This is a genomic window from Solirubrobacter pauli, assembly GCF_003633755.1.
Classification (GTDB): Bacteria; Actinomycetota; Thermoleophilia; order Solirubrobacterales; family Solirubrobacteraceae; genus Solirubrobacter; species Solirubrobacter pauli.
Window position 1 is genome coordinate 219,735 of the sequence record NZ_RBIL01000003.1, and the last position, 16,950, is coordinate 236,684.

At 69.5% G+C, this 16,950-nt stretch carries 17 protein-coding genes, 2 tRNA genes and 1 riboswitch; of the genes, 6 read left to right on the forward strand and 13 right to left on the reverse strand.

The genetic code is table 11. The features are described 5' to 3' along the window. Positions 1 to 90 precede the first annotated feature (90 nt). Positions 91 to 1,584: an MFS transporter gene (locus C8N24_RS32725; protein ID WP_121258554.1), complete on the forward strand. Its 1,494-nt coding sequence runs from the start codon at positions 91 to 93 to the stop codon at positions 1,582 to 1,584. 429 nt (positions 1,585 to 2,013) lie between these two features. On the opposite strand, the gene C8N24_RS32730 is transcribed toward C8N24_RS32725, so the two are convergent. The 11 genes from C8N24_RS32730 to C8N24_RS32780 all read right to left on the reverse strand — a co-directional run bounded on the left by C8N24_RS32730 (position 2,014) and on the right by C8N24_RS32780 (position 11,484). Further along, complete coding sequence (locus C8N24_RS32730; protein ID WP_147448110.1) at positions 2,014 to 2,694, reverse strand: hypothetical protein; 681 nt, start codon at positions 2,692 to 2,694, stop codon at positions 2,014 to 2,016. A gap of 77 nt (positions 2,695 to 2,771) precedes the next feature. After that, on the reverse strand, positions 2,772 to 3,365 hold the full coding sequence (locus tag C8N24_RS32735) for a hypothetical protein (protein WP_121258558.1): 594 nt from the start codon (positions 3,363 to 3,365) through the stop codon (positions 2,772 to 2,774). Between the two features lie 959 nt (positions 3,366 to 4,324). Then, entirely contained in the window at positions 4,325 to 4,858 is a 534-nt protein-coding gene (locus C8N24_RS32740; protein WP_147448111.1) for a hypothetical protein, read from the reverse strand. 359 nt (positions 4,859 to 5,217) lie between these two features. Then, positions 5,218 to 5,943: a nucleotidyl transferase AbiEii/AbiGii toxin family protein gene (locus tag C8N24_RS32745; RefSeq protein WP_147448112.1), complete on the reverse strand. Its 726-nt coding sequence runs from the start codon at positions 5,941 to 5,943 to the stop codon at positions 5,218 to 5,220. 125 nt (positions 5,944 to 6,068) lie between these two features. Beyond that, a complete protein-coding gene (locus tag C8N24_RS32750) occupies positions 6,069 to 6,647 on the reverse strand; it encodes a type IV toxin-antitoxin system AbiEi family antitoxin domain-containing protein (RefSeq protein ID WP_121258564.1) in 579 nt (192 codons plus the stop codon). Between the two features lie 213 nt (positions 6,648 to 6,860). Beyond that, positions 6,861 to 6,934 (reverse strand) — tRNA-Arg (locus tag C8N24_RS32755). A 39-nt stretch (positions 6,935 to 6,973) separates the two neighbouring features. Further along, positions 6,974 to 8,629: an Ig-like domain-containing protein gene (locus C8N24_RS32760; RefSeq protein WP_245972062.1), complete on the reverse strand. Its 1,656-nt coding sequence runs from the start codon at positions 8,627 to 8,629 to the stop codon at positions 6,974 to 6,976. Between the two features lie 93 nt (positions 8,630 to 8,722). Further along, a complete protein-coding gene (locus C8N24_RS32765) occupies positions 8,723 to 9,382 on the reverse strand; it encodes an NUDIX hydrolase (RefSeq protein WP_170179584.1) in 660 nt (219 codons plus the stop codon). Beyond that, positions 9,379 to 10,404 (reverse strand): beta-eliminating lyase-related protein, encoded by a 1,026-nt coding sequence (locus C8N24_RS35660; protein ID WP_121258723.1) that lies wholly within the window; start codon positions 10,402 to 10,404, stop codon positions 9,379 to 9,381. Before C8N24_RS35660 ends, C8N24_RS32765 begins: the two co-directional genes overlap by 4 nt. 560 nt (positions 10,405 to 10,964) lie before the next feature. After that, on the reverse strand, positions 10,965 to 11,324 hold the full coding sequence (locus tag C8N24_RS32775) for a hypothetical protein (RefSeq protein WP_121258570.1): 360 nt from the start codon (positions 11,322 to 11,324) through the stop codon (positions 10,965 to 10,967). Positions 11,325 to 11,409: 85 nt separating this feature from the next. Then, positions 11,410 to 11,484, reverse strand: a tRNA-Pro gene (locus C8N24_RS32780). A 74-nt stretch (positions 11,485 to 11,558) separates the two neighbouring features. Next, a riboswitch (cyclic di-GMP riboswitch) is annotated at positions 11,559 to 11,633 on the forward strand. 72 nt (positions 11,634 to 11,705) lie between these two features. Here C8N24_RS32780 and C8N24_RS32785 point away from each other — a divergent pair. The 4 genes from C8N24_RS32785 to C8N24_RS32800 are packed head-to-tail and all read left to right on the forward strand — an operon-like array spanning position 11,706 to position 14,647. Beyond that, entirely contained in the window at positions 11,706 to 12,389 is a 684-nt protein-coding gene (locus tag C8N24_RS32785; RefSeq protein WP_121258572.1) for a CAP domain-containing protein, read from the forward strand. 27 nt (positions 12,390 to 12,416) lie between these two features. Further along, positions 12,417 to 13,619, forward strand: coding sequence for a DUF1015 domain-containing protein (locus tag C8N24_RS32790; RefSeq protein ID WP_121258574.1), 1,203 nt, complete (start codon positions 12,417 to 12,419; stop codon positions 13,617 to 13,619). Then, positions 13,620 to 14,054: an OsmC family protein gene (locus tag C8N24_RS32795; protein ID WP_245972055.1), complete on the forward strand. Its 435-nt coding sequence runs from the start codon at positions 13,620 to 13,622 to the stop codon at positions 14,052 to 14,054. A 53-nt stretch (positions 14,055 to 14,107) separates the two neighbouring features. Then, a complete protein-coding gene (locus C8N24_RS32800) occupies positions 14,108 to 14,647 on the forward strand; it encodes an NUDIX hydrolase (RefSeq protein ID WP_121258576.1) in 540 nt (179 codons plus the stop codon). Here the strand turns inward: C8N24_RS32800 and C8N24_RS32805 are convergent. Both C8N24_RS32805 and C8N24_RS32810 read right to left on the reverse strand, forming a co-directional pair. Continuing rightward, on the reverse strand, positions 14,595 to 15,005 hold the full coding sequence (locus C8N24_RS32805; protein WP_121258578.1) for a Rossmann-fold NAD(P)-binding domain-containing protein: 411 nt from the start codon (positions 15,003 to 15,005) through the stop codon (positions 14,595 to 14,597). The two genes, C8N24_RS32800 and C8N24_RS32805, sit on opposite strands and share 53 nt — an antisense overlap. Beyond that, entirely contained in the window at positions 14,990 to 15,217 is a 228-nt protein-coding gene (locus C8N24_RS32810; RefSeq protein WP_121258580.1) for a hypothetical protein, read from the reverse strand. The genes C8N24_RS32805 and C8N24_RS32810 overlap by 16 nt, the downstream gene beginning before the upstream one ends. Before the next feature lie 82 nt (positions 15,218 to 15,299). Between C8N24_RS32810 and C8N24_RS32815 the strand changes: the two genes are divergently transcribed. Then, complete coding sequence (locus C8N24_RS32815; protein ID WP_147448114.1) at positions 15,300 to 16,940, forward strand: S8 family peptidase; 1,641 nt, start codon at positions 15,300 to 15,302, stop codon at positions 16,938 to 16,940. The last annotated feature ends 10 nt before the right edge of the window (positions 16,941 to 16,950 follow it).

The window sequence follows — 16,950 nt, forward strand, 5'->3', positions numbered from 1 at the left end:
GACCCCAAGATAGCCGCAGCAAGCGTGATGTGGAGCACATTCCTCCATATGGAGGCCATCCCTCCGTTTCGCCGCTACAGTGCCTTGCCGATGTCGCACGCCTCCCCAAGCACCCACACCGATCCCCACCACGAACGCCGCTGGTTGATCCTCGCGGTCCTGGGCATCGCCCAGCTGATGGTCGTCCTCGACGCCACGATCGTGAACATCGCACTGCCATCGGCGCAGGCCGACATCGGCTTCTCGAACGACAGCCGCCAGTGGATCATCACCGCCTACGCCCTGGCCTTCGGCTCGCTGCTGCTGCTCGGCGGCCGCATCGGTGATCTCATCGGCCGCAAGCAGATCTTCATCATCGGCCTGCTCGGCTTCGCCGGCGCTTCGGCCCTCGGCGGTGCTGCGGGCAGCTTCGGCGTGCTCGTCATCGCCCGCGCGCTGCAGGGCGTGTTCGGCGCGCTGCTCGCGCCGGCCGCGCTGTCGCTGCTGACCACCACCTTCACCGACCCGATCGAGCGCAACAAGGCGTTCGGCGTCTTCGGCGGCATCGCCGGCATCGGCGGTGGCGTCGGCCTGCTGCTGGGCGGCGTGCTGACCGAGTACCTGTCATGGCGTTGGTGCCTGTACGTGAACCTGCTGTTCGCGATCCCGGCCGCGTTCGGCGCGCTGTCGCTGCTGCACGCGGGCCGGCACGCCGAGGGTCAGCGTCCGCGCCTGGACATCCCCGGCGCCGTCACGGTCACCGGTGGCCTGTTCGCGCTCGTCTACGGCTTCTCGAACGCTGAGACCAACGGCTGGAGCGCGCCGCTGACGATCGCGATGCTGATCGCCTCCGCGCTGCTGCTCGCGGCCTTCGCGGTGATCCAGCGCCGTGTCGCCGACCCGCTGCTGCCGCTGCGCGTCGTGCTCGACCGCAACCGCGGCGGCTCCTACCTGGCGATCGGCACCGTCGGCGCGGGCATGTTCGGCGTCTTCCTGTTCCTCACCTACTACATGCAGCGCACGCTGGAGCTCACCCCGGTGCAGACCGGCCTCGCCTTCCTGCCGATGAACTTCGCGATCATGGCCTCGATCGGCCTCGTCAGCACGCGGCTGCTGCCCAAGTTCGGCCCGCGCCCGCTGATCGCCACCGGCCTCGCGCTCTCCACGGTGGCGATGCTCGTCTTCACCCGGCTCGAGAGCACCTCCAGCTACGTGACCGGCGTCCTGCCGGGCCTGGTCATCCTCGGCTTCGGGATGGGCTTCGTGTTCGCCTCGGCGATGGCCACGGCCACGCTCGGCATCGAGCCGCGCGACGCGGGCGTCGGCTCGGCGATGGTCAACACCACGCAGCAGGTCGGCGGCTCCATCGGCACCGCCCTGCTCTCCACGCTGTTCGCGAGCGCGGTGACCAGCTTCGCCACCGACAACGCGACCGCGCTGTCCCGCGGCGACCTCGCCGTGGAGTCGGCGATGCACGGCTACACCACCGCCTTCTGGTGGGCGGCGGGCATCCTCGCCGTCGGCGGCCTCGTCTCCACGTTCCTGCTGCGCCCGGGCGTCCCCGAGCCGGCCGCGGTCGGCGCCGCGCCGGCGATGGCGCACTAGCCACCCGCGCGGAAGCGCCCCCGGTTGGATTCGAACCAACGATTAGACGTTGCGTATTTGCAGGCACTTTGCCTGACCTAGAGCCAATCTTGCTCGGATACGCTCGGCTTCTACGAGGTTATATTTGCCGAGTCGGGGGCACGGTTCGCGGCACGTAACCAGGCGTTGCGCGACCGGCACGCAGAGACCGCGGCCACCGCACAAATAGTCGACGACTACTCAACAAGCCCCCTGGGGGGCTAGCGCTTAGCGCCCTACGAGTCTGGACTCTGGAGATGTTCTGGTCCGGTCCGACGTGACGATAGAGCGAGTCCCCAGCTTCGTGGGCCGTATCCGACGGGCTGCCGGTGGCCCTGACGGATCGTCCGCGCAACGCATCGAGGACCCCAGTCGTAAGGACTACTAGAACCCGACCTCTCGCCCAGAGGCTCAGAGTCCGCCCGCGTCGAGGATCAGTTGCTGCGCTTTCGCTTCCCCCGGGATCAGCAGTGCGACGTTGCCGCTGTCCACGTGGACCTGACGCTTCTTCTCCAGGCCCCTGATGACCGTACTCGTCCACCGCGACGAGTTGCCGTATTCAGCCCACTGGCGCAGCGTATGGATCGGCACAGGCTTGGCTTGTTGGTAGAGCAGGACGAGCGCCTTATCGCTAGCCCCCATACCTGGATCGAGTATGACGGGCCGCCCGTTTACCGTCTGAACGAGCGGGACGTGACGCTCGGCGAGCTGGTCGAGCAAACGCTGGACCTCGGCCGGCGGCTTCTGTGTCTCGAGCCGAACGATCTCACCCACAACCCACGTGACGTTCTGCACTACGCACGTCGCGTCCATCTTGTTCGCGTCGATGTTTCCCAGGTGCGCGGTGTTCCGATTGTTCCGGAAGTCCATCGTGAGTTCGATGCTCTGCGGTATTTGCGCACGAAGCGAAGGCGCCAGGCTGGTGTCTTGCTGCGCCTTGTTGACCGTGGTCTTGCGATTCGGCTTGCTTTTGCCGTCAATGGCGGTGAACGTGCCAGCCATCTTCCACTCGAGATACCGAAGGGCGGCCTCGCAGAAGCGGCCGGCGTCCACCTGCGCGTCATCCCACTCGCCCTTCAGGAAGTGGTCCATCACGTCCCGGTAGGTGTCGCTGATCGCACCCGAGAGCGCCCCCGGGAGTGAGTGCAGATGATCGGTTAGGGTCGCGCTCACGAGCCCGTGGAACCGTGGCGCCCGAACCGCTCGCCGCCGTGGGTCAGCTGAGCGCGCCCGTCGGTCCACGCGCCGAAGTACCCGTTGCGCTGCCGGGCGTTGCTGATTTGGGAACGAAAGTTCGACGGCGCGTCGGTGATGCCCATCACGCTGTAGACGGTGTAGAGGTCATCCGGGTCGATCCAGCCACCCCAGCTGACGTTGTCCATAAGGAAGGTGGCGATGATCGCCGCCTGGCCGGTCTTGCTCTTCCACCCGGACGCCCGCTCTTCGATGTACGCCTCAAGCGCGGTCTTGATCTCCGTCGTCAGCGCCTGCTCGAGCTCGGGCTTCCGGCTGGCCCGAGTCGTACTCGACTTGCCAGAACGACGGCTGCGGGTGCCCGTCGCTTCCGTGCCGGCCGCCTTCGTCGTCGACTTCACGCCTTCGCTTGCTGAAGTGCTCGCGGTTGAGGTCGCGGCCGAGCCGGGCGGCTCCGTGTAGACCACCGACAGCCTGTCCAGCTGCTCGGTGATCCAGTCCTTGTCCGGGCCGTCGATCTCCACGATCCCGTCACGGCGGTTAATCCGCACGCTGAACGCCTCGGGCATATCGCCCTCCTTATGTTGGGAGTATCACGATAGCGTCAGCGCCGGCGGAGCCACGTCTGAAGCAACGTTACCGATGCTCGTTGCGCTTCGCACATTGCTCGAATGGCGTCTTCACGGCCATCTAGACGGCCTGACCCCCGCGACTTCAATCGCACCTGAAGCGCAGCTCACTACGACTTCAAGAGCAGAGAGAAAGTTGCGCGCATTTTGGCTCTAGAGCGTCACACGAGTCGTCGTAGTGCTGAAGCGAAGCGGGTCTGAATCCTCTTGGTGCTCTTAGAGCTGACTCGACAGGCCGGCAGCTTAGGACGGGAACATCCGCTCGACCCGATATCGGATCGGTTCGGCAAGCAGTTCGAGCTAGACCTCGTTCGGAGCCTCCGGCACTGGCCACAGAGAACGATCGGATGTTCCTATGTACGTCCGAGGCACGATGCAAGGGACGGTCGTGACGAACTTCACCGCTTCCCGCCTAGACCCACGAACACCACGGCTGGCTCGACCTCCGTGGCTTGGTATCCGACTCCACGTCGGTAGGAGCGCCGAGTTCGCCTCAAGTCTCCCGTACTACTCGTCGCCGGGGTGATGGTCGTGCACGGGACCGTGGTCGCCCCGCTCCTCACGCCGTGTGGCGGACGAGAGCAAGTCACAGACGCAGGCGAGGCTCCCCCTTGCCGAATGGCCAGCGACGCCTCGCCCGCTCTGCCGTAGTCGTGCCCGCGAGAGCGGGCCGGGGCTGCTTTGCGCGACCGCCCCCCAAGCCGGCCAGCCGAGGCGCAGCGTTCGAAGCGCGCCTTCCGGAACTCAGCCATGACAGAACGCTTACTAGATCATGACTGTCGCTGATGCACCGTCGGCCGGTCGGAGACGCCACGGGTGCGGCGATTGCCACATCCGACGGGCGGCTCGTGGGTCGGAGGCGGGGAGATGAACCCGCGCGGCGGCGACCGAGACTTCGGCTACTCAGGACGTGGCTGGTTGCCGCGCTTCACGCCGTACGTCTCACGGAAGTAAGCCTCGCCCGCAGTCGTCACGTACCAACCATCCTGCGCCTTGCGAACGATCAAGTTGCCATCCTGCTTACGCCTAGCCACGGTCTTGTGGTACTGATTCGGCCAGATCATGGCGTGCCGATCAGCAAATGTCTTGAAGTCCTTCGGCTCGAACGGTCCTCGGCCGAAAACCGAGTAGAAAATCGCGGTCACCAGGACTCCGTTGTCGGTAGCGGCGGTACTCTCGTGCTTCTCGAGGAGTTGAATGATCGAGTCGTCGTCAAGTGTGCTTGCGGCGATCACTGACACTGTCTCGCCGCCGCCAGCATCACCAGCACGCTGGCTCGCCGTGTCGGCGCGCCCCTTAGTCGTGGGTGCACCGGTCACGTACGATTCGAGCACCCTAAATGCGTCCGCGCGGATCGCCGGGTCCAAGTCCTCGATGACGGCATTCACGGACTTCAATCGGGTTACGGCTGCTTCGTATTGGTTGGTGTCCATGGAGGGTTTCTATCAAGCAAACCAGACTCATTAGGACACTTGCACTGCTGCCCCCATCGCACGCGGTTCGCCTCGTCCACCCCGGAGCGCCGCGTGCTCCATCAACTGGCAGCGGGAACCGCTCAACGCGCTGTCGCCGAGGAGCAACCCTTGAGGTAGTCAGTTGCTGGTCTTGCGAGCGACGGCGCCAGTGTCCTTGGTGGTCACGGGACGCGGAGACAGCTTGGCTCTTCGCGGAGATGCGGTCCGCCGTCTCTGCACGTCTCCAGCCAGCGCCTGCCATCTAGCCATGCGGTGGTACGAGTCGGCAGCTAGACCGATCGTGCTGTCCCACCTCGATGACTGGGAGTCGAAAGGGGTTACGCCGCCGCGATGTCGCGGATCATCTGCCTGACCCGCTGCGCTGCCTCGTCGATACCTGCCGGCAGACTTGCATCCATCTCGCCTGCGGTCCGTGCGTAGGGCTCCCGCCACGAGGCGGGGATGACAAGCTCAGGCGGCCAGGCATGGGTGCCGCGAGTAGCGAAGATGGAAACTGCGGCGTCGCGCAGCGGCGCGAGATCTTCGCCGAGAAGCTCTTCCAGCAGAAGCAGGTCAACGATGTCCCAGAAACGCAGGTTCTGACGGTCGTTCGGCTGCTCCGTGACGGCGTGCAGCTTCTGCGCGACCTGGTACCGCAAGGACAGGCACGCAACCTGCTCTGGCGCTTCGAGACCGAAGTCGGAGATGCTGACCGCAACGGGCACCAACTCGATCTCGTCCGCCTCGGGTCGCGCGATCTCAACTTGCAGGGTTTGCCAGTCGCGCCCGCCGAAGCTCAACTGGATCAGGAGGCGCCGACTGCCGGTGTCTCGGATGTCCCCGACCTCGCCTTTGCGGCGAAACGTGAAGCCCGAGAACGGCTGCGCGAGCCCCTCCTCGAGCGCTTCGCGCATTTCGGGGGGATCGCCGCGGAACACCAGATCAACGTCCTTCGTCGCGCGCGCTCGGAGCCCGAGGCGCAGCTCGATCGAGACGCCGCCCTTCACCAGGAATCGCGGACCGTCGTCCGCGCGCACACGTTCCATCGCGCCGATGAAGGCCATCACCGAGACCCATCGCCGAGTGCGCTCGACGGCGAGACCATGTGCTCGCCCGTACCGGTCGACCAGCTGCTCGAGGTGGCTTCGCCGCGTCGGTGGCCGCTTCGGGCGCGTGAACTCCGAACCGGTCAGCGCCGAACCCCGCTTCCGCGCTCGACGCCTAGCTCGGTACGCAGCGCGATCGCCTCACGCCGGGACAGCCGTCCGTTGCTCTCCCCCTGGTCGATCGCTTGGCCGATCAGCGCAGGCCCGACCTTCGCGGCGTGAGCCTGCCGGATCGCGCGCGCTGGCGTGACGATCGGCAGGCCCTCTAACACGGTCACGTCGTCAGTCGCCAGGTCTTCGAAGTGCATCCGGTAGTTGCCCGGGCTCGCCCGTCGAACGCGATGTCTACGGGGCAGCGTGACGTCGATCTTCGCTGGGTTCACGTCGCTCAGCTCGTAGAGGTCGAGCGCCGTCTCGTGCGACAGGGTCGCTCGCACGCCGCGGCCAGGCCAGAGCACCGCCTCCATGTATGCGTCGAGACGAGATGGCGGCGTCAAGCGCAGTCGGTAGACGCCGGTGGCCCGCCGTTCGAGGTGGCCGCGCTGGAACATGCGCACGAGGTTGATCGGATCGATGTCGCGCTCACGGGCGTCCTCGGGTGTCAGGAAGCCGTACTGCTCGTTCGCGATCTCAGCCAGCTCGGTGTAGACGGCGCCCGGCATATGGACAAACTAGCACGAAATGTTCTGTTTCGTGCGGTACCGGCAGCGGTGCTGATCCCACGGTCGGTGGCGGTGCTAGTAGATGTCACGCTTGTAGTCGCGATCGTGCTCGCCTCGCGTTGGCGGTCGACCCCGACGAATCGGAGGTACTCCGCCGCCGCGCCAGCGGCCGTCGTTCCCGTTCGGTGCAAGCCCGCGAGGACGCCTCGTCTACGCCCCCGGTTGGATTCGAACCAACGACCTGCGGATTAGAAGTCCGCTGCTCTATCCAGCTGAGCTACAGGGGCTTGGCGGCGCAGCTTAGATGCTGCGCCGCCCGGAACCGGTCAGCACGGCGTGGGCTTGCCGCCGGGCGGCTGGCACCGGGTGGTGACCAGCGGGGCCTTCCCGGGGCGGATCTTCAGCGTCTTGATGGCCGTGGCCATGGCCGGGTGGGAGATCGTCACGGTGATGGTCGAGCCGGCCTTCAGGGGCTTCTTGATCAGGGGCTTGAGGGAGACGGTGCCGGAGGCGTTGGTCTTCTTGAAGCCCCTGGCGGAGACGGTGGAGCCGGCCGGGACGCCCTTGACGACGAGCGAGGTGAGCTTGGTCGCCTTCGGGGTCTTGTTGGAGAAGCCGAAGGCGAGGGTGACGATGATCTGGGGCGCGGCCGCCGCGGACTTGGCGCCGCCGAGCGGGGTCGAGCCGCCCGCGCCGCCGCCGACCGGAGCCGCGCCGCCGCCGCCGCCACCGCCGCCGCCCGAAGGCGGGCCCGGCTCGGGCACGACCACGGCCGCCGGCGCGGGCACGACCGTGAAGGTCCGCTTGACCGGCGCCGACTCGACGTTGCCGACCGCGTCGGTGGCCCGCACCTCGAAGGCGTAGGTGCCCGGCGCGAAGCCCGAGGCGGCGTGGCCGCTCGCCGCCGAGCAGGGGGCGAAGGCGCCGGGCGTGAGGGCCGCCGGGTAGACGCGGCACGCGTAGGTCACGCCGGGCTCGCTCGCGGTGAACGACCAGCCCACGGAAGTCGCGGTGGTGGTGGCGCCGTCCTCCACGTCGGAGACGAGGCTCGTGACCGGGGCGACGGCGTCGATCGAGAAGCTGCGGGAGACGTCCGTCACGTTGCCGGCGGCGTCGGTCACGCGCGTGGTGAAGACGTAGGTGCCGTGTGGCTTGCCGGAGACGGTGTGCGAGCCGGCGCCGCCCGAGCAGGCGCCGAAGGCCGCCGGGGAGCCGGTCGGCACGACGCTGCACGCGACGGTCGTGGCGGTGGTGTCGGTCGTGGTCAGGGCCCACGTCTGGGTGGAGCCGCCGGGGAACGCGGCGCCCGAAGGGCCGGTGACGCCGACGGCCGGCGCGGTGTTGTCGACCGTCACCGGGACGCTGCTCGCGCTCGACAGCCCCGCGGCGTCGAAGGCGGTCGCGCTCGCCTGGTAGCCGCCGTCCTTCATGCCGGCGGTCGGGATGGTCGCGGCGTACGGGGGCGTCTCGTCGACGATCGTGGTGCCGCCGACGGCGAAGACCACGCGGACCACGCCGGCGTTGTCGCTCGCGGTCGCGCCCAGCGCCACGCCGCCGCGCACCACTGCGCCGGAGCCGACGCCCGACAGGCCGACCGACGGCGCGGAGACGTCGCGGAAGGTCGCGGTGACCGACAGGTCGTCCTCGAGGACGACGCCGCACACGCCGGTGCCGGAGCAGTCGCCGCTCCAGCCGTTGAAGGCGAAGCCGGGCGCGGAGGTGGTCGCTCGCAGGGTCGTGCCGCGCGGCTCCATGTGGCAGACGGGCTTGCCGCGGTCGTCGAGCTCGCAGACCTTCTCGTCCGCGAAGAGCTCGGTGCAGTCACCGGTGGTGGCTCCGCCGAGGGCGCGGGTGCAGTTGATGCCGGTGCCGGTCACGGCCCCGGGGCCGGTCACGCTCACGCGCAAGGTGCCGGAGGCCAGCGCGGGTGAAGCGCCGACCGCCAAGGCGGCAACACACAGCAGGGCGACACGACTGAACATCGACACGGGAGACATCCTTGGCTCGGGCTCGTTGCCCCGCGAAGGAAACGCCGCCCGCCTTGTGAACCCCTTGGCGCGACCTTGGCGCGCGAGTCAGACGCGCCGATACAGCCGCCCGGGACGCCCGGGCCCTTCGGATCGCTGCGAGCCGGTGTCCTCGAGCAGGCCCGTGCCGCGCATGTCACGGCGGAAGTTCGCCGCGTCCACGACCTCGCCGCGCAGCGCCTCGTAGAGCTGCTGGGCCTGGCGGAGCGTGAACGGCTCGGGCAGGAGCGCGAGCGCCTTGCGCACGAACCAGACCTTGTCCCCCACCCGCGCGTGCAGGCGCCAGATGCCGTCGTCGACGATCGTCGCGTGGTCGAGCGCGAGCTCCGGCAGCCGGTCGACCGGATGCCAGGACGCCTCGCGCTCCGCCGGGGTCTCCTCCGGCAGCGTCTCGGGGCGCACGAGCGCCATGTAGGCGATCGTCGGGAGCCAGCCGCGTGGATCACGCGCCGGGTCGGCGTACGTGCGCAGCTGCTCGAGGTGGACCGACCCGACGCCGGTCTTCTCCCGCAGCTTGCGCTCGGCGGTCTCGCTGGGTGCCTCCGACGCGCCGACGAACCCGCCGGGCAACGAGAACATCCCGCGCTGCGGCTCCTCGAGACGGCGGGCCAGCAACACGCACAGCCGGCCGTCGAGCAGCGTGAACACCACGGGATCGGCCGTCAGGCCGATCGGCGCCTCGTACCCCGCGGTGTTGGTCGCCTTCACTGCACCGTGGCGGCGACGACGTCCCGCACGGCGGCGACGAACGCGTCGACGTCCGCTTCGGTCGTGTCCCACGAGCACATCCAGCGCACCTCGCCGGTGGCCTCGTTCCACTCGTAGAACTTGAACGAGCGCTGGAGCTCCCCGGCCGCGCCGGGCGGCAGGATCGCGAAGACGCCGTTGGCCTGGACGGGCTGGGTGACCTCGACGTGCTCGCGCACGCCGTCGGCGAGCCGCTGCGCCATCGCGTTCGCGTTCCCCGCCGACCGCCGCCACAGGTCGCCGTCGAGCAGCGCGAGCAGCTGGGCGCTGACGAAGCGCATCTTCGACGCGAGCTGCATCGACTGCTTGCGCAGGTACAGCAGCGACGGCGCGAGCTCCGGGTTGAGCACGAGCACCGCCTCGGCGGCGAGCAGGCCGATCTTGGTGCCGCCGACGCTGACGACGTCGGCGCCCACGTCGGTCGTGATCGCCCGCAGGTCCACGTCCAAGGACGCCGCGGCGTTCGCCAGCCGCGAGCCGTCGATGTGGAACAGCATCCCGTGCGCGTGCGCGTGGTCGGCGAGCGCGCGCAGCTCCTCGACCGTGTAGAGCGTGCCGAGCTCGGTCGACTGCGTGACGCTCACGACGCCCGGCTGGACGGCGTGCTCGTCGCCGATCCGCGTCACGCGGGTGTCGACCAGCGAGGGCGTGAGCTTGCCGTCCGGCGTCGGCACCGTCAGCAGCTTGATCGCGCCCATCACCTCGGGCGCGCCGCCCTCGTCGACGTTCAGGTGCGCGGTCTCGGCGCAGATCACGCCCTGCCACGGCCGCAGCATCGCCCGCAGGCCGACGACGTTCGCGCCGGTGCCGTTGAAGACCGGGAAGATGTCCCGCGTCCCGAACACCTCGGCGGAGCGGTCCCGCAGGCGGTCGGTCCACTCGTCGGCCCCGTAGGACACGGCGTGACCGACGTTGGCGGCGTTGATCGCCTCCAGCGCTTCGGGAAGGATCGGGGCGTAGTTGTCGGAGGCGAAGGCGCGCATCGGCTTCGACTCTAGGACACGGACGGTGACGGTTCCGGGAGGAACCTCGGTGAGCCCGGCGTCGCGCACCTCGGCGACGCAGCCGTCCAGCCGCTCCCAGTCGCGGGGCACGACCACCCGCGCGTGCGTGACGTCCAGACCGAGCTGGTCCGCCATCACCGCCGCGTGCGCGATCTGCGCGAGCGTCTTGCCGGTGCTCATGGTCACGTGCGGGTTGACCGCGTAGACCACCGGGGCCGAGGCGGAGGCGGGCGGCGCGTCGAGCTCCGTCGACATCGCCTGGATCTTCATCAGCGTCTCGCTGCGCTCCGAGCGCCGCCGCGGCGGGAGCGCGATCACGCCGTCCCCGCCGACCGCGTGCGGCTCCTCCAGCAACCGCGCGAACTGGGACGGCTGCCGCGCCCGCAGCACCACCTTCCCCGCGCGTGCGAGCCACTCGGCGGGCATGTCGAACTGCCGCACCGCCCGCACCGCGGCGAGCCCGACCATCCGCCCGCCCGCGTCCAGCGACGTGAACGCACCGCGCCGGACCACGATGTACATGCGGTAGGGGTCTTCGCTCACAGCGAGACGCCGAGCCACACGATGACGAGCGAGACCAGCAGGATCGCGCCCTGCAGCCAGTGCGCCGCGCCGTTGCGCAGGTGCCACAGGATCAGCGCGCCCGCGATCACGAACAGCGTCAGCTTCGCCTGCAGCGTCGAGTCGTCCCAGAGGTGCCGCTCGGACGCCATGTACGCGCCCGAGAGCAGGAGGACGCCCAGCGCGGCCAGCGACATCCAGCCGAACCGCCGCGCCACCGCGCGCAGCCCTTCGCGGTCACGACCACGCAGCCCCGGCACGACCGCGAGCCCGAGCACGAGCTGCCCGCCGACGAACGTGGCCATGGCCAGCAGGTGCAGGTAGAGCGCGAGGGTCATGCGGGGCTCAAGTGTCGGCGGCGGCGCGCCGAGAACCGGGGGGCGATCACCCATGAGCGAAAGGCCTTCACATCGATGATCAAAGTCGGGGCGCCCGGATTCGAACCGGGGACCTCGTGCTCCCAAAGCACGCGCGCTAACCAGGCTGCGCCACGCCCCGCTATCGACCAGTATCGCAGCGACTTAAGGAATTACGGCTACCTGCCGATCAAGAGGGCAACAAGAAGTTCTGCTTCCCGATAAAGGCAAACCGTCCGCGAGGACGGGGCGCAAAGCCACGGGGCTCTCCGAGCCAGCCGGGCTACCGAAGGATTCGTGCCAGCACGGCACGTCGGGTCGACGGAACACATTGGACCCGACTAGTGCGAAGAGGTCGTCGCCGTGCTCACCAAGAACATCGTCACCCGTCTCATCCCCGCCGTGGCCGTCACCGCCGGCCTCGTGTTCGCCGCGCCGGCCAGCGCCGACGCCGCCGCCACGAAGACGAGGGGCACGACCAAGTCCAAGACCGTGAAGGCGAAGATCGCCCTCGGCGACAAGCGGTCGGGCAAGGCCAAGGCGTCCAAGACGAAGACCAAGGTCCAGGCCAAGGCCTCCGTCGCGCCGTGCACCAACACGACGATCACCCCGGACGCCGGCAACCTCGAGCTCGTCCGCGCCGCGCTGCTGTGCCTGCACAACCAGATCCGCGTCCAGGCCGGCCTGCCGACCCTCAAGGACAACGCGAAGCTGCGCAAGGCCGCGACCGGCCACTCGAACGACATGGTCGACGACGGCTTCTTCGACCACACCAGCCCGAACGGCGACACGTTCGTCGACCGGATCATCGGCGCGGGCTACGCCAAGCGCAACGACGGTTGGACGATCGGCGAGAACCTCGCGTGGGGCACGGGCGAGCTGAGCACCCCGCAGGCGATCATGGACGCCTGGATGAACTCGGCCGGCCACAAGGCCAACATCGTCAAGAAGTCCTACAAGGAAGTCGGCATCGCGGTGCGCATCGGCGTCCCGACCGACGGCACCGTCGGCGCGACCGTCACGGCCGACTTCGGCGCCAAGGTCTGAGCGCGAGAGCGCCTAACATCGACGTCGATGGCCGACGTCGAGCCCCTGCACGCACTTCACTACGACCTCGCGAAGGTCGGCGGGCTCCAGCCCGTTGCCGCACCGCCCTATGACGTGATCGACGCGGCCCAGCGAGCGGAGCTCCTGGGCCGGTCGCCGTACAACGTCGTCGAGATCGACCTGCCGCAGTCGGACGGCGATCCCTACGCCCACGCGGCCACGGTCCTCGACGGATGGACGAAGGACGGCGTGGTCGTCCGCGACGACGCCCCCGCGCTGTGGGCGCTCGCGCAGGACTACACGGGCCCCGACGGTCAGCCGCGCACGCGCCACGGCGTGTTCGCGGCCGTGAAGGTCGAGGACTACGGCCCCGGCCGCATCCGCCCGCACGAGCGCACGCACCCGGGCCCGAAGGAGGACCGGCTGCGGCTCACGCGCGCGACGCGCGCGAACCTGTCGCCGATCTTCAGCCTCTACGACGATCCGCAGAACGCCGCGTGGAAGGCCGTCGAGCCGTTCACGGCCGGCGAGCCGTGGGGCGAGGTGACCGACGACGAGGGCACCACGCACAAGCTCTGGCGCGTCGACGACCCGCAGGCGATCGAGACCTTCAAGGCCACGCTCGGCCAGACCGAGCTGCTGATCGCCGACGGCCACCACCGCTACGAGACCGCGCGCGTGTACCAGCAGGAGAACGCGCAGGCCGACCACGTGCTCATGTGCCTCGTCGCGCTGCAGGACGAGGGCCTGACCGTCTTCCCCACCCACCGGCTGGCCACGAGCGCCGACATGGACGCGCTCACCGCGGCCTTCGAGCGCGACTGGACCACGGAGCCGACCGACACGCTCAGCATCGGCTACTACGCCGACGGCACCGAGCAGACGCTCTACCTGAAGGACTGGGCGATCGCCGACAAGGCGCTCGAGGGCAAGCCGGAGCCGTACCGCCGCCTCGACACGGCGGTGCTCGAGAAGCTGATCCTGATGGACGCGCTCGGCCTCACCGAGGACGACATCTCACACCTGCACGGCCTGGACTACGCGCGCACGCCCGAGCTGGCGCGCGCCAAGGTCGACGCGGGCGAGGCGAACGCGGCCTTCCTGATGAACGCGAGCCCGGTCGAGCGGGTGCGCGACGTGGCCGCCGCGGGCGAGAACATGCCGCCCAAGTCGACCTACTTCTACCCCAAGGTGTTGACGGGGATGGTGTTCAATCCCCTGGAGGACTAGATGGCGCTGATCAACCGATCAGAGAAGACGGCTTCCGGAGCGATGCGGGCGGTCGCGCGCAAGCGCGAGCGCTACACGCACGACGTGAAGGCGGGCCGGCACACGATCACGGCGGACGAGCCGGAGTCGCAGGGCGGCCAGGACCTCGGGCCCAGCCCGCAGGAGCTGCTCGCCGCCGCGCTGGCGTCGTGCACGGCCGTGACGATGGAGATGTACGCCGAGCGCAAGGGCTGGAACGTCGACGGCCTGGAGGTCGACTGCCGCTACTCGCCCGCCGAGCGTGGCTGCCCGACCCGCTTCGAGATGATCATGCGGATGCCCGCCCATCTCAGCGAGGAGCAGGTCGAGCGCCTGCAGGTGATCGCGGCCAAGTGCCCGGTGCATCGCACCCTCGAGGGCGAGGTCGCCTTCGACGAGCGGGTCGAGCTCACCTGAGCCTGCAGGAGGATCTGTCGCGCGCGCTCCTCTCCCCCGAGGAGGCGCTCGGCATGTCCGTGCAGGGCGGGCGCACGCACTCGGCGGTGCTGATCCCGCTGTTCTGCGACCCGGACCGGCGGCTGCACGCCGTGTTCACCAGGCGCCGTGAGGACCTGAGCCGCCACCCCGGCGAGATCTCGTTCCCGGGTGGGCGCCGCGACGACGGCGAGTCGTTGGAGGAGACGGCGCTGCGCGAGGCCTGGGAGGAGGTCGGGCTTCCGCCCGAGGACGTCACCGTGGTCGGGGCGCTCACGCCGGTCGGCACGTTCGCGACCGACTACGCGATCTATCCGTTCGTCGGCGTGATCGAGCACGGCTTCGAGTGGGTGATGCAGGAGACCGAGGTCGCCGAGGTGCTCGAGCTGGCGCTGGACGACCTCGTCGCCGGGCACTCGCTCAAGCGGATGGTGCGGCGCGGCGTCGCGTTCCGGACGGACGTCTACGAGGTCGGCGAGCACATGGTGTGGGGCGCGACCGCCCGCATCCTCAACGACCTGCTCAGACGCCTAGGAGTCGGTCCACGGCACCCTTGGCGTCTTGAGCGCGAGTGACGACCTCGAGCGGGATCTGCCAGGTCGCTGAGCTGCGGCGTGCCAGCTCGGCGTACGCGCCTTCGTAGACCACGCCGCGCACGCCGGTGTCGACCAGCTTCTCGAAGAACATCCGCAGCCGGCCCTCGGGGATGTCGAGGCCGTCCGCCAGCCAGCAGACGATCGTGACGCCCGGCAGCGCGTCCATCAGGGTCGCGATCCGGTCGGGATCGCCGACGTAGGGCTCGGCGCCCGCGGCGCGGATCTCCTCGACGTGCGCGCCGCGCGTCGTGCCGCGGACGGCGTGGCCGTCGGCGCGCAGCGCGGCCGCCAGCGCACGCCCGCGGCAGCCGCACGGGACGATCAGGACTCGCGCCACTCGGACTCGATGTCCTCGAGCGAGCGCTCCGGCTTGCCGCGGCGCCTGCGCAGCGCGTTCTGGGCCTCGACCATCTGCTCGATGTCGTCGACTTCGGCCTCCGCCTCGGCCTCGGCGGAGCGCGTCGGCTTCCAGTCCAGGATCTCCAGTGCGGAGCGCTTGCTGAACACGCCTAACAGGATCACCGTCACAAACACGCCGGCGACGATCACAGTAGAGACCAAAGTGAACGTGTCCACGCCGCGAGTGTAGGCTCGCCGCTCCGATCGCCCTCCCCAGGTGTTGAACCCTCCCGTGACCCGAGCTGTCCTTGCCGCAAGCCTCGTCCTCCTGCTGGGCGCGCCCACCGCGCGCGCTGCCGTGCCCGAGTTCCCCCAGGACCTGCCCGGTGACGTGACGGCGTCGTCGGTGCGTTCGGACCCTGACACCTGGTTGGTGGGCGCCAAGCCGGGCGCGGAGGCCGAGCGCGTCGCCGCCCGCTTCGGCGCGCATCACTCCGGCCTCGGCAACTACGTCGTCGAGCGTGCGCAGGCGCGCGGGTTCGCCCATGCGCTCGAGGCGCGCGGGCTGCTCGTCTACTCGCAGGCCAACACCGTGCTCAAGAGCAAGCAGGCCGTTCCGGACGACCCGCTCTCGGTCCCGCCGAACGCGTGGCGCTCGGCCGTGGTCTCGCCGGCCACCGCCCCGCCGCCGGTCACGCCCGAGAGCCCGCTGATCGCGCTCGTGGACGCGGCGGCCGACCCGGCGCACCCGGAGTGGGCCGGCTCGGCGTTCTCGACGCTGCCCGGCACGCCGGTCACCAACGCGCACGGCACGGCCACCGCGGCGGTGGCGGCCGCGCCGCAGAACGGCGTCGGCATCCTCGGCGTCTGGCCGGGCGCGCGGGCGCTCAACGTGCCGCTCGCGACCACGCCGGGCGTGCCCGAGGGCGGCATCACCTGCGCCGCGTCCGGTGAGGCGATCGGCAAGGCCGTCGCCGCCGGCGCCGCCGTGATCAACATGAGCTACGGCTCGCCGTCGCGCTGCGCCGCCGAGTGGGTGCAGCTGTACTTCGCGATCGCCAAGGGCATCATCCCCGTGGCGGCCGCGGGCAACGAGTTCCAGCAGGGCAACCCGCTCGAGTTCCCGGCTTCGCTGCCGCACGTCGTGACGGTCGCGGCGACCACGCCCGACGGCCGCAGCGCGTCCTTCTCGAACGCCAACGCCGCCGTCGACCTCAGCGCCCCGGGCGTGGGGATCATGACCGCGGTGCCGCCGGCGCTGGACACCGACGGCGTCCAGGACGGCTACCAGATCATGGACGGCACCAGCTTCTCCGCCCCGATGGTCTCGGCCGCGCTGGCCTGGGTCCGCGCCGCGCGCCCGGACCTCACGCCCGACCGCGTCGTGCAGGCGGTGCGCCTGACGGCCAAGGACGTCGTCTCCCCCGACGGGCAGAACCGCCCGGGCTGGGACCCACTGACCGGCTTCGGCGTGCTCAACATCGACAACGCGCTGGCCGTCCCGGCCGACAAGCTGCCGATCCAGGACCCGTACGAGCCCAACGACAACCTCGTCTGGGTCGACGGCACCGCCTTCGGCCGGGCCTCGACGCCGGTCTGGCAGGGCGGCAAGCAGGTCCAGGTCGATGCGCTGCTGGACAAGCAGGAGGACCCGGTGGACGTCTACCGGATCATCATCCCGGCGAAGAAGTCGGCGTCGATCAAGGTCATCCCGCGCTTCGGCGACCCGTCGCTGGAGGTCTTCACGACCGAGGCGGTCTCGGTCAACGACCTCGACGGGCGCGTCGCGAAGTCGCGCAAGGTGGGTTCCAAGAAGACCGAGCAGGTGACGGTCCGCAACAAGGGCTCCAAGAAGCGCTCGTACTTCATCGCGGTCAAACCTCAGGGCAGTTCGCGCTACCAGGAACGCCAGTATTCCTTGCGCGTTCGCTGACGAGCTGCGT

Bases quoted from the DNA above. Each gene is read 5' to 3' on its own strand.
- C8N24_RS32725 (WP_121258554.1), top strand. From the start codon at position 91: ATGTCGCACGCCTCCCCAAGCACCCACACCGATCCCCACCACGAACGC.
- C8N24_RS32730 (WP_147448110.1), bottom strand. From the start codon at position 2,694: ATGGACCACTTCCTGAAGGGCGAGTGGGATGACGCGCAGGTGGACGCC.
- C8N24_RS32735 (WP_121258558.1), bottom strand. From the start codon at position 3,365: ATGCCCGAGGCGTTCAGCGTGCGGATTAACCGCCGTGACGGGATCGTG.
- C8N24_RS32740 (WP_147448111.1), bottom strand. From the start codon at position 4,858: ATGGACACCAACCAATACGAAGCAGCCGTAACCCGATTGAAGTCCGTG.
- C8N24_RS32745 (WP_147448112.1), bottom strand. From the start codon at position 5,943: ATGGCCTTCATCGGCGCGATGGAACGTGTGCGCGCGGACGACGGTCCG.
- C8N24_RS32750 (WP_121258564.1), bottom strand. From the start codon at position 6,647: ATGCCGGGCGCCGTCTACACCGAGCTGGCTGAGATCGCGAACGAGCAG.
- C8N24_RS32760 (WP_245972062.1), bottom strand. From the start codon at position 8,629: ATGTTCAGTCGTGTCGCCCTGCTGTGTGTTGCCGCCTTGGCGGTCGGC.
- C8N24_RS35660 (WP_121258723.1), bottom strand. From the start codon at position 10,404: ATGCGCGCCTTCGCCTCCGACAACTACGCCCCGATCCTTCCCGAAGCG.
- C8N24_RS32775 (WP_121258570.1), bottom strand. From the start codon at position 11,324: ATGACCCTCGCGCTCTACCTGCACCTGCTGGCCATGGCCACGTTCGTC.
- C8N24_RS32790 (WP_121258574.1), top strand. From the start codon at position 12,417: ATGGCCGACGTCGAGCCCCTGCACGCACTTCACTACGACCTCGCGAAG.
- C8N24_RS32795 (WP_245972055.1), top strand. From the start codon at position 13,620: ATGGCGCTGATCAACCGATCAGAGAAGACGGCTTCCGGAGCGATGCGG.
- C8N24_RS32800 (WP_121258576.1), top strand. From the start codon at position 14,108: ATGTCCGTGCAGGGCGGGCGCACGCACTCGGCGGTGCTGATCCCGCTG.